This window comes from Mycobacterium europaeum (assembly GCF_034555895.2).
In the GTDB taxonomy this organism is placed as follows: Bacteria; Actinomycetota; Actinomycetes; order Mycobacteriales; family Mycobacteriaceae; genus Mycobacterium; species Mycobacterium europaeum.
This window is the reverse complement of record NZ_CP157315.1, coordinates 4,683,756-4,700,396: the sequence shown is the minus strand read 5'-3', so window position 1 is coordinate 4,700,396 and position 16,641 is coordinate 4,683,756. Positions and strand designations below refer to the sequence as shown.

11 protein-coding genes are annotated in these 16,641 nt (G+C 67.5%); 9 read left to right on the top strand and 2 right to left on the bottom strand.

Annotated features, from left to right (window positions below):
• Positions 1-15: 15 nt before the first annotated feature.
• The 9 genes from U8D42_RS21640 to eccCa all read left to right on the top strand — a co-directional run bounded on the left by U8D42_RS21640 (position 16) and on the right by eccCa (position 13,374).
• Entirely contained in the window at positions 16-1,452 is a 1,437-nt protein-coding gene (locus U8D42_RS21640; RefSeq protein ID WP_322858265.1) for a CCA tRNA nucleotidyltransferase, read from the top strand.
• A 24-nt stretch (positions 1,453-1,476) separates the two neighbouring features.
• Positions 1,477-1,986, top strand: a complete 510-nt coding sequence (locus tag U8D42_RS21635; RefSeq protein WP_085239321.1) for a pullulanase — start codon at positions 1,477-1,479, stop codon at positions 1,984-1,986.
• A 99-nt stretch (positions 1,987-2,085) separates the two neighbouring features.
• Entirely contained in the window at positions 2,086-2,415 is a 330-nt protein-coding gene (locus U8D42_RS21630; protein ID WP_322858266.1) for a DUF2563 family protein, read from the top strand.
• Between the two features lie 755 nt (positions 2,416-3,170).
• Entirely contained in the window at positions 3,171-3,365 is a 195-nt protein-coding gene (locus U8D42_RS29400; protein WP_431523800.1) for a hypothetical protein, read from the top strand.
• A gap of 1,480 nt (positions 3,366-4,845) precedes the next feature.
• The gene (locus tag U8D42_RS21620; protein WP_348636927.1) at positions 4,846-5,526 is read left to right on the top strand and encodes a DUF5631 domain-containing protein; all 681 of its coding nucleotides are present in this window, start codon (positions 4,846-4,848) and stop codon (positions 5,524-5,526) included.
• Positions 5,527-5,678: 152 nt separating this feature from the next.
• Positions 5,679-6,650 (top strand): hypothetical protein, encoded by a 972-nt coding sequence (locus tag U8D42_RS21615; protein ID WP_431523799.1) that lies wholly within the window; start codon positions 5,679-5,681, stop codon positions 6,648-6,650.
• Between the two features lie 195 nt (positions 6,651-6,845).
• Complete coding sequence (locus U8D42_RS21610) at positions 6,846-7,676, top strand: transglycosylase (RefSeq protein WP_322858786.1); 831 nt, start codon at positions 6,846-6,848, stop codon at positions 7,674-7,676.
• A gap of 1 nt (position 7,677) precedes the next feature.
• Positions 7,678-9,165 (top strand): type VII secretion protein EccB, encoded by a 1,488-nt coding sequence (gene eccB, locus U8D42_RS21605; protein WP_322858267.1) that lies wholly within the window; start codon positions 7,678-7,680, stop codon positions 9,163-9,165.
• Positions 9,166-9,168: 3 nt separating this feature from the next.
• Positions 9,169-13,374, top strand: a complete 4,206-nt coding sequence (eccCa, locus tag U8D42_RS21600; protein ID WP_322858268.1) for a type VII secretion protein EccCa — start codon at positions 9,169-9,171, stop codon at positions 13,372-13,374.
• On the opposite strand, the gene U8D42_RS21595 is transcribed toward eccCa, so the two are convergent.
• On the bottom strand, positions 13,355-16,213 hold the full coding sequence (locus U8D42_RS21595) for an RND family transporter (RefSeq protein WP_322858269.1): 2,859 nt from the start codon (positions 16,211-16,213) through the stop codon (positions 13,355-13,357). The two genes, eccCa and U8D42_RS21595, sit on opposite strands and share 20 nt — an antisense overlap.
• Positions 16,206-16,586: a hypothetical protein gene (locus tag U8D42_RS21590; RefSeq protein ID WP_085239329.1), complete on the bottom strand. Its 381-nt coding sequence runs from the start codon at positions 16,584-16,586 to the stop codon at positions 16,206-16,208. The genes U8D42_RS21595 and U8D42_RS21590 overlap by 8 nt, the downstream gene beginning before the upstream one ends.
• Positions 16,587-16,641: the final 55 nt, after the last annotated feature.

Here is a 16,641-nt window from a genome sequence, read left to right as displayed (position 1 = left end):
CTAGGCTGACCGAACGTGCCCGAAGCCGATGTGGAACTGCTTGCCGCCGCCGCAGTTGCCCTGAACCAACACGCGCCGATGCTGCGCGAGCTGGGTTCGGCGTTCCAGGCCGCGGGCAACGAGCTGTACCTCGTCGGCGGGTCCGTGCGAGATGCGGTGCTGGGCAGGCTGAGCCCCGACTTGGACTTCACCACCGACGCCCGCCCCGAGCAGGTGCAACAGATCTTGCGGCGCTGGGCCGACCACTTGTGGGACACCGGCATTGAGTTCGGAACCGTCGGGATCGGCAAGGGCGAACACCGCCTGGAGATCACCACGTTTCGCGCCGACGCCTACGACCAGGTGTCGCGCAAACCCGCGGTGCAGTACGGCGAGCGCCTCGAGGACGATCTGGTGCGCCGCGATTTCACCGCGAACGCGATGGCCGTCCGTATCACGCCGGACGGGCCGGGCGAATTCCTCGATCCGCTCGGCGGTTTGGCGGCCCTGCGCGATCGGGTGCTCGACACCCCGGCCGCACCGGAGATGTCTTTCGGCGACGACCCGCTGCGGATGCTGCGTGCCGCGCGGTTCGTCTCGCAGCTCGGCTTCGCCGTCGCGCCGCGGGTGCGCGACGCGATCGAGGCGATGGCCCCCGAGCTGGCACGGATCAGCGCCGAACGGGTGGCCGCCGAATTGGACAAGCTGCTCCTCGGCGACGACCCGGTCTCCGGCATCGACCTGCTGGTGCAGACCGGGATGGGCGCGGTGGTGCTGCCCGAGGTCGGCGGCATGCAGATGGCCATCGACGAACATCACCAGCACAAGGATGTGTATCAGCATTCGCTGACGGTGCTGCGGCAGGCGATCGCGCTGGAAGACGACGGTCCGGATCTGGTGCTGCGCTGGGCCGCGCTGCTGCATGACATCGGCAAGCCCTCGACCCGGCGGCACGAAGCCAACGGCGGCGTGAGCTTCCACCACCACGAGGTGGTCGGCGCGAAGATGGCCCGAAAGCGGTTGCGGGCGTTGAAGTATTCCAAGCAGATGGTCGAGGACGTCTCGCAGCTGGTGTACCTCCATCTGCGGTTCCACGGTTACGGCGAGGGCAAGTGGACCGATTCCGCGGTGCGCCGCTACGTCACCGACGCCGGGCCTCTGCTGTCGCGGTTGCACAAGCTGGTGCGGGCCGACTGCACCACCCGCAACAAGCGCCGGGCCGCCCGGTTGCAGGCCAGCTATGACCGGCTGGAGGCGCGGATCGCCGAGCTGGCCGCCCAAGAGGATCTGGCGCGCGTGCGTCCCGACCTGGACGGCAACCAGATCATGAAGCTGCTCGACATTCCGGCCGGCCCGCAAGTCGGCGAGGCGTGGCGCTTCCTCAAAGAGTTGCGATTGGAGCGCGGGCCGTTGACGTCCGAGGAGGCCAGCGCGGAACTGCTGAGCTGGTGGCACTCGCGGGGGAACCAGTAACGGCGTTGTGGCGTCTGATCTTTCGTGGACTATTGCATGGGTGCCGACGATGGCACGGCGGATATCTTTCACCACGACTTGGACCTCGACCTGGACGGCGACGGCCGGTTCGATGCCTTCGGCCTGGATCTCGACGGCGACGGCTTGCATGACGACGCGCTTGCGGACCTCGACGGTGACGGCATCGCCGATCACGCGGTGGTCGACCTCGACAACGATGGCACTCCTGAGGCGTACTTCACCGACGACGGATCCGGGACGTGGGGCGTGGCCACGGAGCAGGGCCGACAACTGCGGTGGTTCGGGCTCGACGGCGTCGAGCACACCGGCGGCCCGCTGGTCGACTTCGACGGCCACGGTGGCGACAACGACCGACTCTTTGATATCGACGGCGACGGGGTGGCCGATCGGGTGATCTGCACGGATGAGGATGGCATCACCGGATACGTCGACACCGACGGCGACGGCAAGTGGAACGTGCGGCTGAGTGACAGCGATGGCGACGGCTTGGCTGACGGAGCTAGCGCTTTGTAAGGCGTGCAGCAGGCCAGCCGACACAACGTGAATTGACCGCCGCCCCTCGTGTATTTAGCCTGGTCAGTAGGTTGCCGAGCCACGGCGAAAGGGGTGGCAATGTTCGTTGACACAGCGCTATTGCACTCTGGGGGCAACGAGTCACACCGCGCGGGCGGGCACGCGCAAGAAGGCGCCGACCAGCTCGCGAGGGGCCCGCTGGCGTCGGGAATGTTCGGTGACTTCGCCGCGGCTGATTCTTTCCACGAGGCCGTCACCGCAGCTCACACGCAGCACGTGCAGAACTTGCAAGGTCATAAGCAGACGCTGACCGACGTTGGCGCGAAGGCGCATATCGCCGCCAAGGGGTTCACCAGCATGGACCAGCAGAATGCGGGTGAGCTGCGGGCGGTGCGGCCGGGGGCCGGCACGTCACCGTCGCGGGTCTGACTGCTCGACCTGGCAGGCAACGCGGCTGGCTGGCTTCCAGGTTGTTGGCTCGACGCGACGCTTTCGCTGGTCAATGGTCAATACGCAGCAGGGTTTGCGGTGACGCCTGATTTGCTAGACCCGTGTAATCACGGCACAACTGCTTGTTGTTTTTCAAGCCGTATCGTCCGTCACTGGCATGCGAGGAAGGTAGCGGCGGAAACCCTCTAACGCGGCTAGGCATCGAACGCTGCGGAAGGCTAACGGGTCCGGCAGCCGCCGGTGCGGTCATAACCGACACGGACGTGCAGGTCTGTATACCTAGGGCTCGTGAATTGCTGAGTGGCAGTTTCCTGTCTCACTATGGAGCGGGGGTTTCTTGGCAGATTGTGTCAGCATGCTTGTTGGCGCGAGGAGGGTACGTGGTGGGTAACCAGATGTCAGGTCACGATCATGGGTCGGCCGACCAGCCGCCGCGGGGCCAATGGGCGCCGACGGGGTACAGCAACCAAGGACGGAATTCCCGCCCGTGGCTTGCGATCGCCCTAGCTATCACTGCCATAGTCGCTGTCGCTGCGCTGATCCTGGCTCTCATTCGGCCAGCGACTTCGGGCCCGTCCTCTATCACGAAAACACCGACTTACACTGCTGCGGAAGTCGCGGCTGCGCAACAGCGACTGTGCCAAACCTACCAACTGGCGGCGAAAGCAGTGCAAGTGGACACCAATGCGAGCGACCCAGCCTTGGGCCGTGTGGCACTTACAAACTCCGCCGTCATGCTCAACGACGCAGCCACCGATCCCGCTCTCGACGACGAATACCGCAGCGCCGCTAAGGGCCTAGCGCGAGCTTACTTGGTGGACACGGCAAAGAGCAGCAGTGGCGCCGCGTCTGACGCGGACTTTCGCGCCGCGGTCGATGACGTGAATGCGAAGGACGCCATCATGAAAAAGGTATGTGGTGGCGCTTGACCTTCCGCCCGGTAGGTGGACGGCCCTGTTAATAGGGCCGTGGTGGCCCGCACCTTCGATGGCCATGCGCGCCGCACAGCAGTATTGGAGCCAATCTTGCTTAGAGCAGCAGCAGTATTCACACCAGTTGACCGCCTTTCAGAATCTGCTTGCTGCAAATAACCAAGGCCATACAGCGGACGATCTCGTGGCCCGCTACCACGACGGCGCAAAATTCCACATGGACCTAGCCGAGAAATATCAGAAAAAGGCGGAAGCCTTCAATTCCGGTGCAGACGCAATCGATTTTCTGCGGAGCCGATTAGCAGAAATAGCGAGCAAGGGCGATCAGGACATAGACAAGATTCTTGCGTCGAAAGAGCCTGTACCGCAGCAATTGACCGAAATACTTGGAGTACAAGAGAGGTGCAACGCCGACGCGGCGAACGCGAGCCGGGACGCGACGAACAAGATCTCGGGCGCCACGCAGAAGGTCCTCGATGCCGAAGGTGTCGGCGCTGATGCACGGACGTGGGCGCGCGAGCATGGCTTCAATATCGACGGCGCTCAACCACCGCGCGCGATTGGTCAAAATGACCTTAATTCGCCGCCGTCATCCTCAGGCGTGTCGAATAGGACTGGTGGCGGCGGGTCTGATCCCGGCGCAGGGCCCCAGACGATGGCACCAGCTCAAGGCACGTCAAATAGGGTCGGCACTGATAACAGCCCGGTGAACTTCCGCAGCGCCGCCGAACATCCGCCGCCCACAGCTGCAGGCATTTTGAACCGGAATGGCAACCTCGGGACCCCACCGCCTCCAAATGCTTCTCCGTCTCATGGCGTCCAACTTCCCGGCAGTAGCGGCGGACCGATGGCGCCTGCGATGCCCGGCGTACCCGGTGGATCGATGGCACCGTTGGCCACGGGGCAGGGCAGCGCGCCCAATCTGGCGCAGTCATTCGCATCCGGAATGGCGACGGGGCAGCCAGCTGGTGCGGGCGCTCAAGGCCTGTCGTCAGGCGCGATAAACGCAATGGAGTCTGGAACCCCGCCTCCGCAGACTGGGCTAACGGGTGGGCCGCCACCGGTAACGCCGACCGCGCCCAGCGGGGGGGTTTTCATTCCCGCGAGCACCCCGGTTGACACGCCGCCGCCAGCCGCTCCCCCGCCACCGGCCACAGGCACAGCCGCTCCGATAGCGCCAGTCATAACCGGGGGATCGTGGTCCGGAACACCAGCAGCTATAGGCGGGAACCCTGGCGGCGGCCCTGCGGGGCCATTGCCTGCATACGGCTCGGATCTGCGTCCGCCCATTACGGCGGCTCCAGCCATGCCTTCGGTCGCAGCGAGTCCGGTATCGGGCGCGCCGGTCGCACCGTCGCCAGGTTCGTCCCCATCAGCGGGTGGACCGCTGGTTTCTCCGGTCGAGCGCGCGGCGGCGCAAGGGACCGCCGCGGGGCAGACCGGGGCCACCGCCTCGACGATGGCTGGGGCAACCGCGGTGTCCGCCACCGCTGGTGCGACGGCTGGTGCGGCGTCGAGCAGGGCTGCCGAACAACAACGGCTGCAGCGGCTCGTCGATGCGGTGGCCCGCCAGGAGCCGCGACTTTCGTGGGCGGCAGGTCTGCGAGACGATGGCACAACCACTCTGCTGGTTACCGACCTCGCGGGCGGATGGATGCCGCCTCACGTCCGTCTACCCGCCCATGTAACCCTGCTTGAGCCGGCCCCGCGCCGGCGAGATGCCACCGTGGTGGACTTGCTGGGAGTCGTCGTTGTCGCCGCCGCTCACGAGCACAACACCTACGTCGCGGAATCGGATTCCGAAGCTCCAACGCTGAGCGGCGATCGGCCTGCCCGCTCAGTTGCACCGCGCGTAGACGAACTCGGGCCGACTTTGGTCGATGCTGTTCGTCGACGCGATGGGCTCCCGCGAATTGCGCAGGCTATCGCGGCGCCAGCGGTACGGAAAACGGGCGTGCTCGACAGCGAAGCCGAGCTGCTGCACAAATGTATCAACGATATTCAACAGTCGGTATTGAGTCTCTACCCCAATCACGACGTCGCTGCAGTTGGCGATTGGATGCTCTTGGCAGCGATCGACGCGGTAATCGAAGGGCATGAATACCTCGCGAACTACCACTTAGCCTGGTTCATAGCGACAACGCGGCGTGATTCATAAGGCGCCGCATCAGGCGTGTCCGCGCTGATAGCCCGCGCCGGCCGCCGCGGCGACGCGGCGACGCGAATACGTCGTCAGCCCGCCTGTGACAGAATGAGAATGCAACACGGCAAGCGAAATGGTGACTGGGCCGTAGCGATGGGGGTGAAGTCATGACCGGCGATGCGGTACCGGCGTTTCCCCCGAGTCCTGGCGGTGCCCCGATCCGAATCACACCGGAGATCCTGCTGCAGGGACTGGGGATAACGCCACCGCCACCGGTGACAATGCCACCGCCTCCGCCGCCGGACCCGTCGCCGACGGGCGCTGCCGGCGCAGGACTCTACGCGGCCTCAGGTGCGGGCGTGCCCAAGGACGCGGCGGATAGCGCCCAAGGAGATGCGGACCGTCGAGCTCACGCCGCCGACGCGGCAGCGAAATTTCCTGAAAACGAAGCTCAGTCAGCGCAGCAGATGCAAAACGTCGGTCAAGAAGCGCCGCAGATGATGCAGCAGATGCTGCAAAGCATCACGGGCGCGCTCGGCGGTGCGGTCGGCGGCGTCATGCAACCGCTGACGCAGCTGCCGCAGCAGGCGATGCAGGCGGGTCAGAGCGCGATCCAGCCGCTGATGAGCGCCGTCCAGGGTGCTCACGGCGCCGGACTGGCGAGCGACGCGCATCTCGTCGACAGCGTCGGCCCGGGCTCCGGAGCCGGGAGCGGCTTGGGCTCGGGCGGTGGCGGCGCGGGCCTGGGCGGTGGCGGCACCACCCCGGCCAGCTCGTTGGGTCCGCCTCCGGTGCCGACGTCATCGCCGCCGACGACACCCGCCGGCGCGGCCAAGGCCGCCATGATGCCGCCGGTCAGCGGCGCGCCGACCGCCGGGGGCCAGACCGGTATGGGCGGTATGGGAATGATGCCGCCCGGAGCGATGGGCGGCCACGGTGAAGGCGGCAACAAGGAGAAGCCGCCGGAGAAGCGGATCTCGGCGCCCGGCGTGCCCAATGGCCAACCCGTCAAGGGCCGCCTGACGATGCCGCCGAGCCCGCCGGGGCCCAAGCCGGGCGACGACAAGCCGACCGTGGTCACCAACCGGCCGAATCGCCGGATCGTCATCATGCCGACCGAGGACGAGGCGAAGGAATAGCCCGCCGCGGCCCATTCCCACTCCGCCGGAAGGTGAGTGGTCGCGCCGCAGCCCCGGCAGTAGGGTCGCTACGTAATCGCTCGTTATTGACAGCGGAACTGCCTATTCGTGCATGCTATTGAGTACGAATTCTTGCGGCGCGGGTGTGGGAAAAAGGGGACCAGGGTGGGGCAGTCATTGACTGATCCGCTGACGATGCACGCAGTGGCGCTCCTGGCCCGCGGCCACGGTCTGTTCGCCGGTGAGGCCGCCGCCGCGCGGGTGGGCAACACGCAGCAACATGCCACGGTGAGAACCGACGGCCTACCCGCCGCCGCGGCGCAACGGTCGACAAACACCCTGAACGAACTGCGCCGGTCGAGCACCACCGACCGCACGCTGGCACGAATTATGGCGGGGGCGCACGACGACTACGCGCAGGCGAGGACGGCAACCCAGGCGATCCTGGACGACGCGAAGGCCGACGCCGCGTCGACGCCCGATACCCCCATGGCGCGGCGCGAAGCCATGGTCCGGATGGCGGCGAGGCTGCGCGCCCAGCACCGGCACATCCTCAACTCGCGCCAGCGGGCATTACTCCTCGCGCTGCGGCTGCGGCGGCTGCGTTACCGACAGAGGCGGGCCGCAATGCGAAGCGACCACGGCAGCGGGCGCGGTGCGGTCGTGGCGGCCATCCGTAAAGCATTGGACATCAAGGGTATTCACGATCCCGCCGCGCGTGCTCGCTGGGAACGCGGCATGGATCTGGTCGCTCGCCGCGAGTCCAATTACAACGCCAACGCGGTCAACGACTGGGACTCCAACGCGGCGCGGGGCACGCCGAGCAAGGGCGCCTGGCAATTCATCGCACCGACCTTCGCGGCCTATCACGAGCCGGGCACGTCACGCGACATCCACAACTTGGTGGCGCAGGCGTGCGCGTTCATCAACTATGCGACGGGCCGCTATCACGTCGCCGCGGACGCGTCGAATCTCGCTGACCTGATTCAGCAGGCCGATCCTCGCCGATCACCGAAGGGGTACTGAGATGCCGCTGAGTCTGTCGAACCGCGACCAGAATTCCGGTCACCTGTTCTACAACCGGCGGCTGCGCGCGGCGACCACCCGGTTCTCGGTGCGAATGAAACACGACGACCGCAAGCAGACGGCCGCATTGGTGTTGTCGATCCTGCTGGTGGCCATTGCCGCCGGGTGGATGATGCTGCTCAACGTGCTGAAACCGACTGGCGCAGTCGGTGAATCGGCGATCATCGGGGACCGCGACTCCGGCGCGATCTACGCCCGCATCGACGGCCGGCTCTATCCGGCCCTCAATCTGACGTCCGCCCGGCTGGCCACCGGGACGGCGAACGAACCGACGTGGGTGAAGCGCAGCGAGATCGCGAAGTATCCGACCGGGCCGCTGATCGGTATCCCGGGGGCGCCGGCGGCGATGCCGGTGAACCGGGGCGCGATCTCGGCGTGGGCCGTCTGCGATACGGCGGGCCGCCCGCGCAGCGGGGAGAAGCCGGTCGTCACGTCAATCGCGGGCACGCTCAACGGCGGTGACCGCGCGGCCCCCCTGGCCGATGATGCCGGCGTGCTGGTGACCTTCGAGGGCAACACGTACGTGATCTGGGGCGGCAAACGCTCGCAGGTCGATCCGGCCAGCAGGGCGATCACCCTGAGCCTGGGGCTGGACCCCGGAGTGACGTCGCCGGTTGAGATTTCACGCGCGCTGTACGACGGGATGCCGGCGACCGAGCCGCTGCGCGTCCCGAACGTTCCGCAGGCGGGCGCGCCCTCGACGTGGGTCTCGGGGTCACAGGTGGGCGCGGTGCTGCAGGCCCAGACCGCCGGCGGCGGCAAGCAGTTCTACGTACTCCTGCCCGACGGCGTCCAGAAGATCACCAGCTTCGTCGCCGACCTGCTTCGCAGCGCCAACTCCTACGGCTCGACCGCGCCGCGGGTGGTGACGCCGGACGTGTTGGTCAACATCCCCCAGGTGAACTCGCTGGACGTGGACTACTACCCGACGAAGCGGCTGAATTTCATTGACACGGCCGCGAATCCGACCACCTGTGTCGCCTGGGAGAAGGGCTCAACGGACCCGCAGGCCCGGGTCGTCGTCTACAACGGGCGGGGCCTTCCGGTGTACTCCTACCTCGACGACCGGATCGTGCACCTGGTGCGCGACGACCGGGACCCGGCCTCGGTGGTCGCTGACCAGGTGCTGGTGCTTCCGGGGGCGGCCAACTTCGTCGCCTCGACCAGCGGCGTGATCACGTCCGATTCCCGCGAATCGCTGTTCTGGGTGTCCGACAACGGCGTGCGGTTCGGCATCGCCGCCAACGACGACACGATGCGCGCCCTGGGACTCGACCCGGCCTCGGCGGTCCAGGCGCCGTGGCCTTTACTGCGCACGTTCGCGGCCGGCCCGGCGTTGTCGCGGGAGGCGGCGCTCGTGGCGCGTGACACCGTGCCCGCGCTCGGCAAGGCGGCCGTGGTGACGACATCGGCGAAGGCGGGAGGCTAGGGGATGTCCAAGAAAGCGTTTCCCATCAACCGGGTCAAAATCGAACCGCCGAAACCCGTTCGGGTGGCACCGAGTGCGCCGATCGCCCTGCCGGAGCGCGAACCCCGCAACATCTGGGTGATGATCGGGGTGCCGGCGCTGATCGTGGCGCTGATCGGCACCATTGTCATGCTCTACGTGTCCGGGGTGCGCAGCCTGTCGACGGGATTCTTCCCCCTGATGGGCATCGGCGCGTTCAGCATGCTGGCGTTCTCGGGACGCTTCGGGCGCGCCCGCAAGATCACTTGGGGCGAAATGGAAAAGGGTCGCCGCCGCTACCTGCGCGACCTCGACTCCAACCGCGACGAGATCCAGAACGCGGTGTGCGCCCAGCGCGAATGGCAGCACGCGGTGCACTCGGATCCGCGTGGCCTGGGGGCGATCATCGGCGGCCCGCGGATGTGGGAGCGTGGGCGAGGCGACCCGGATTTCCTGGAGGTGCGGCTGGGCACCGGCGTGCAGCACGCCCCGGACTCCGTCTTGTCGGTGACGTGGCCGGACATCGCCTCCGACGAGGAGCTCGAACCCGTCACCGGGCAGGCGCTGCGCGATTTCATCTTGGAGCAGCGCAAGATTCGCGATATCGCCAAGGTGGTCAACCTGCGGTCGGCGCCGGGCTTCAGCTTCGTCGGCGACGACCTGGACCGGCTGCGCTCGCTGATGCGGTCGGTGTTGTGCTCGCTGGCAGTGTTTCACAATCCGCGCGACGTGAAATTGATGGTCGTCACCCGCAATCCCGAAGTGTGGTCGTGGATGGTGTGGTTGCCGCACAACCTGCACGACGAGCTGTTCGACGCCTGCGGCTGGCGACGCCTGGTCTTCGCCACCCCGGAGGAGCTCGAGGAGTCGCTCGGCGCCGAGCTGCACATGAAGGGCAAGCGCGGCGCGTGGACACCGCCGGCGGCGGCCAGCCCGACCGCGATGGGGTCGGCGCTCGAGACCGGCGCCGACGCCGTGGATCTGGGACCGCACCTGGTGATCGTCGACGACAACACCGGCAGCCCCGACGCATGGGAAAGCGTGGTCGGGCAGGTCGGCAAGGCGGGAATCACCCTGCTGCGTCTCGCATCTCGCGTCGGCACCGGCGTGGGCTTCGCCCAGGACCAGGTCTTCGAGATGGGCGAGCGGCACAGCACGCCGGTCAACGGCAGCGTCAGATTCGGCCGCAACGGCTCCGACGCCGACGGCGAAGACGGGCGTCCGGCGCCGCTGTTGCGGGTGCGCGGCAAGTTCTTCGCGCACGCCGATCAGTTGTCGATCCACCGGGCCTACCGGTACGCCCGGGCGATGGCGCGGTGGTCACCGACCAGCCGCAGCGAGATCGCCGACTCGACCGGCGGCGCCGCCGAACTGTTGCGCGCGCTGGGCATCGTCGATCCCCGTGAGTTGGACGTCGACCGGCTATGGGCCGAGCGGCGCGGCCGCGGCGACGAGCGGTGGTGTGAGATCCCGGTCGGCGCCAAGCCCACCGGCGAGCTGCAGAACATCATCATCCGCGCGAAAGACTTCGGCGGCTTCGGCTTTCACTCGGTGGTCATCGGCACCAGTGGTTCGGGAAAGTCGGAGTTCTTCCTGTCGCTGGTCTATGGCATCGCCCTGACCCACTCACCGGAGACGTTCAACGTCATCTTCGTCGACATGAAGTTCGAATCGGCGGCCCAGGACATCCTGGGCATCCCGCACGTGGTGGCGGCCCTGTCGAACCTGGGCAAGGACGAGCGGCATCTGGCCGAGCGGATGCGCAGGGTCATCGACGGTGAGATCAAGCAGCGCTACGAGCTGTTCACTTCGGTGGGCGCGCGCGACGCCAACGACTACGAGGAGATCCGGCTGGCCGGGCGCGACTTGCCGCCGGTGCCCGTCCTGCTCGTCATTGTCGACGAGTACCTGGAACTGTTTGCCAACCACGAGAAGTGGATCAACCTGATCATCCACATCGGCCAGGAAGGCCGCGGCGCGAACGTGTTCTTCATGCTGGGCGGGCAGCGGCTGGATCTGTCGTCGCTGCAGAAGGTGAAGTCGAACATCGCGTTCCGGATCGCGCTGCGCGCCGAATCCGGTGACGACAGCCGCGAGGTGATCGGTTCGGACGCCGCCTACCACCTGCCGTCGAAAGAGAACGGCTTCGCCCTGCTGAAGGTGGGGCCACGCGACCTCGAACCGTTCCGCTGCTTCTACCTGTCGGCTCCCTTCGTGGTGCCGAAGGGCAAGGAGGTCGCGACCACCGTCGACATGACGCTGACCAAGCCGCGCCTCTACAACTGGCAGTACCAGCCGCTCGACGCGTCCGACGCCTCGGCGCTCGAAGCCGCGGCCGCCGTCGACACCGAGCCCGACGAATTCCTCTACCACGACGATGGTTTCAAGCGGAAGAAGATCGTCGACGTGCTACGGGAGTCGTTGCACCAAGTTCCGCACCGGTCGCCGCGGCGGCCGTGGCTCGAGCCGCTGGAGGACCCCGAGCCCGTCGACGTCCTGGTGTCGGCCTACCGTGGCAAGCCCTGGCATGTGGACTACGGCCAGAACGCGGGCCTGATGTTCCCGGTGGGCGTGATGGACATCCCCGAGGAGTCCAAACAGGTCGTGCACGCGGTCGACGCGCTGCGCAGCAACGTGATCGTGGTGGGCGCCAAGCAGCGGGGTAAGACGACCACGCTGATGACGCTGATGTGCTCGGCCGCAGCAATGTACAGCCCCGCGCGCGTGACGTTCTTCTGCATCGGCGGGGCCACCCTGGCGCAGGCGGCGTCGCTGCCGCACGTCACCGACATCGTGTCACCCAAGGACGCCGAGGGCATCGAGCGCATCTTGAGCAGCATGGACGCGTTGATCGACGCGCGCGAGAACTCGTTCCGGCGCCTGAAGATCGACCTCGACGGCTTCCGCGAGCGCCGGTTCGCACCGGGCAGCGACGGGCTGGGCGGTACCGACGCCAACGACCCCTTCGGCGACGTGTTCGTGGTGGTGGATGACTACGACGACGTCTACTCGAAAGACACCGTCTTGGGCGATCGCATCATCTCGCTCAGCAGCCGCGGTCCCGAGTATGGGGTCCACGTGATGTGCAGCGCCGGCGGCTGGATTCACGGCCAGCGGCAGAGCTTATTGCAAAACGCCACGGCGCGAATCCAATTGAGACTGGCCGACCCCAGCGAAAGCCAGATGGGGCACTCGTCGCTCGAGTCGCGTGACGCCGCGCGCCGTACGCTGAACCGCCCGGGCTTCGGTCTGACGGACAGCCTGCACGAGCTGCGCGTCGGCATCCCGGCCCTGACCGAAGCGGCGACCGGCGCGCTGATCAGCATCGTCGACGTCGGCGGGCGCATCGCCGACGTCGCGGGTGTGACCAAACACGCCACGTTGCAGCGGCTTCCGCAACGCGTCGAGTTGCGGGCGATTCTCGAATACGAGGCCACACATCCCAGCGGCGACGACCTGTCGATCGCCTTCGCCATCGGGGAGCGCCACGAACTCGGGCCGGTTCCGCTCAAGCTTCGGGAGAGCCCGGGCCTGATGATCCTGGGCCGCCAGGGCTGCGGCAAGACGCTGTCGCTGGTGTCCATCGGCGAGGCGATCATGAGCCGGTTCAGCCCCGAGGAGGCGCAGCTGACGCTCATCGATCCCAAGACCGCACCGCACGGGCTGCGGGATCTGAGCGGGCCCGGCTATGTACGCGCGTACGCTTATGACCAGGACGAGATCGACGAGGTGATAACCCAACTCGCGCAACAGATCTTGCTGCCCCGGCTGCCTCCCAAGGGCTTGAGCCAGGAGGAGCTGCGTGCGCTCAAACCGTGGGAAGGTGCCCGGCACTTCGTGCTCATCGATGATGTCCAGGACCTGCGGCCCGATCAGAGCTACCCGCCCAAACCGCCGGTGGGTGCGGCGTTGTGGAAGCTGATGGAGCGCGCGCGGCAGATCGGGCTGCACGTGTTCACCACCCGCAACAGTGCGAACTGGGCGACGCTGCAGATGGATCCGTGGATGAGGTTCCAGAACTCGGCGAAAGTCGCGCAGCTCTATATGGACAACGACCCGCAGAACCGGATCAACCGCGCGGTGCGCGCTCAAGCGCTGCCGCCGGGACGCGGTCTGATGGTCAGTGCCGACGGCGACGTGGAAGGGGTGCTGGTCGGGCTGCCGTCGACCGTCACGATCCCACAGCAGTAGCGGACGAAAGGGTCCGCGCGGGAATGGTTTCCACGGCGGCGGCCCGACGTGGCAGCGCGCGGGGCCACCAGAACCAACGGCCCAGCAGCGCCACGATGGACGGCACGATGAACGCCCGCACGACCAGGGTGTCCAACAACAGACCCGCCGCGATGGTGGTGCCGATCTGGGCGATGCTGAGCACGCTGCTGCTCACCAACGCCAGCATGGTGAGCCCGAAGACGATCCCGGCGACCGTGACCACACCGCCCGTGCCGCCGAAGGCGCGAATGATGCCGGTCCTCAGGCCCGCTGCCGCTTCCTGTTTGATGCGCAGCGCCAACAGCAGGTTGTAGTCCGCCCCGACGGCGATCAGCGCGATGAATGCGATCGGGGCGACGGCCCAGTGCAGATCGTGGTGCAGGAGGTGCTGCCAGATCAGCACGCTGGCACCGACGGCCGACGCGTACGAGGTGACGACGGTCCCGACGACGACCAATCCCGCGACCGGGCTGCCCAGCATGGCCGTGACGATCGAAAAGATCAGGACCAACGCGACGCCGACGAGCAGCTTGACGTCCCCGGCGACGAAGCGCTGGAGGTCGGCGGTCACCGGGCCGACTCCGGCAAGGTCGACCTCTACCGGCGTCAGGGTGCCTTCCTTGGTGGCCTCCTTGATGGCGGCCCGCACCTGGTCGGCCCGCTTGGCTCCGTCGGCACCCCACTCCGAGCCGTCGCCGTACACGAGCAGGTACGCGGCCCGGCCGTTCTCGGAGATGAGGTGACCCAGCGCGGTCGCATAGCGCGGATCGGTCAGCGCCCGCTGCGGCAGATAGAAGTCGGCCGCCGCACTGCCCCGGAATTGCGTTGCGATCTCGTCGAGGTAGTCGGTCAACTGCCGCATCTGGGGCCCGAGCGTGTCGGTCAGGCCGAGCAGGTCGCGGGTGGCCGAACGTGCTTGCGCCAAAGCGTCTTTCATCGACGCGATGCTCTGGGGCAGACCGGACATCGCGGTGGCGGCCGTGCTCGAACCGCTGGTCAGTTCCGCGGCGCCGGCGCTGAGGCGGGTCGAGGTCTGTACCAGCCCGTCGACCGGCTCGAGCACGCGGTCTACGGTCGAGCAGATCGGGTTGGCGGGGCAGTCGGGGGTTCGCCCGACGAAATCCCGGAGCGGGTCGAGGTAACCCGACACCGTCGTGACATTGCGCTGCAATCCGTCCATGCCGGCGCGCATGTCTTGTGCGGCGCCGGACACCTCGGCCAGACCCGTACCGCCGCCGCGCAATCCGCTGGCGAGGCCGTCCACCGCACGCTGAGTCTGGGAGAGCGCGCCGTCCAGTTCGGAGACCCGCGCGAGGCGCCGGGTCAGCGAGTCCATGGTGTCGCCGAACTGGCGGCCGAGCACACCGGCCTGATAGCTCAGAGTGGCCTGCTCGGGCACCTTGCCGTCGGGACGGCTGGCGGACTGCACCGCGCGCACACCGGGTACGGCCATGATGCGACGGGTGATTCGCTCGATGGCGATCAGGCCGGCCGGGTTGCGCAGGTCGTGGTCGGCCTGGATCGCGACGACGTCGGGCAGCAGCGCGTTGGCCGGGAAATGACGGTCCGCGCTGACATATCCGCGATTGGAGTCGGTGGCCGACGGCGTGGCGGCGGGTTCGTCGAAGCCGATCCGCATGCCGGCCAGCGGCAACGCGGCCAGCAGCGTCAGCGCACCGGCGGTGACCAGGATCGGGCCGGGCCAGCGGGCGACGGCCGTGCCGACGCGACGCCAGCGCCGCGCCGTCCCGGACGGGCGCGGTTCGAGATAGCCGCGGCGTATCGCCAGGCTCATCAGCGCGGGCGTCAGGGTCAGCGCGGCGAGCATGGTCGCCAGAATGCCGATGGCGCAGGGCAGCCCGGCGCTGCGGAACGAACCGACCTGGGCGAACACCAGGCAGGCCAGCGCCACCGACACGGTCAGCGCCGACCCGATCACGACGGGCGCGATGGAACGGTAGGCCTCGGCCAGCGCGCGGGCCGGCGGGACGCCGCGGCGGCGGCCCTCCTGGTAGCGGCCGACCAGGAAGATCGCGTAGTCCGTCCCGGCGCCGAGCGTCATGGCCGCCATCAGCGCAACCGAAAACAAGGACACCTCAACCACATTCGACTGTCCGAGCGCGGCGACGACGGCGCGGGCCAGCGCCAGCGCGAGCCCGACGGAGATCAGCGGAATCGCGGCCGCGATCGGCGAGCGGTACACCACCAGCAGCAGAAGCAGGATGAGGCCGATGGTGGCGGCGGTGATGCCGAGCATCTGTCGGTCGATCGCGGAGAATTCGTCGACGATCGTCGCGCCGGGGCCGGTGACATGGACCTGCAGGCCGGCCGGCGGCGAGAAATTCCGGACGGTGTCGCGGACGGTGTCGACCGAGTCGCGCGCCTGGGCCGTGCCGAGCATCCCGGCCAGCCGCACCATGACGCTGACGGCCCGCCCGTCCGGACTCTGCGCTCCGGCGGCCGTGGCGGTCTGCGACCACAGGTCGGTGACCGCGTACACGTGCCGCCGGTCGGCCCCCAGGGCCGTCGTCATCGCGTCGTAGAACCGGTGATCGTCGGCGGTCAGCGTCCGATTGCGTTCCAGCACAACGTAGACGAAGTTGTTGCTCGGGGTCTGACCGAACAATTGGGCCGCCCGCGAGGCGGCGACCGCGCTGGGTGCGTCGGTGGGCATGAAGGATCGGGCGTGCGAGTCGACGACTCGTTCCAGTTGCGGGACAACCACGTTGGCGGATGCCGCTACCAGAACCCACAGGCCGACGATCAGAACCGCGTAGCGGCCGGTGGACCGCGTCAGCATGCCCATTCGGTCATGCAACGGTCTGCCGATCGCCGGACGGCCCGCCGAACAGGCCCACGGCGACGTGTTCGCCGCGGGACAGGGAACGCAGCCGCAGCGATTGCCGCGAGCCGATCCGCACCAGGGCGTGCAGGCCGGGCTCGGCGGCCTCGAGGTCGGCCCGCACCTGCTCGGCCGCCAAACCCTCGTGTGCGGCCTGGTCCAGCTTGGCCACCAGCATGGTGATCCAGCGCTGTCCCAGCGAAAGCAGCAGGCCCTCCTCGTCACCGAACAGCCTGGAAACCTCGGGTGACGCGGCGACCGACGCGAGAGCCGCATCGGGATCGGTCTCGGCGGCCTTGATCACTTCGGCCATGAAGGCCATCCGATCGTGCAGCAGTGTCCATGTCATGACTGGAACGCTAGAAAGGCAACCGGGTAATGCGCGTCGTGCCGAAGTGCAGTCT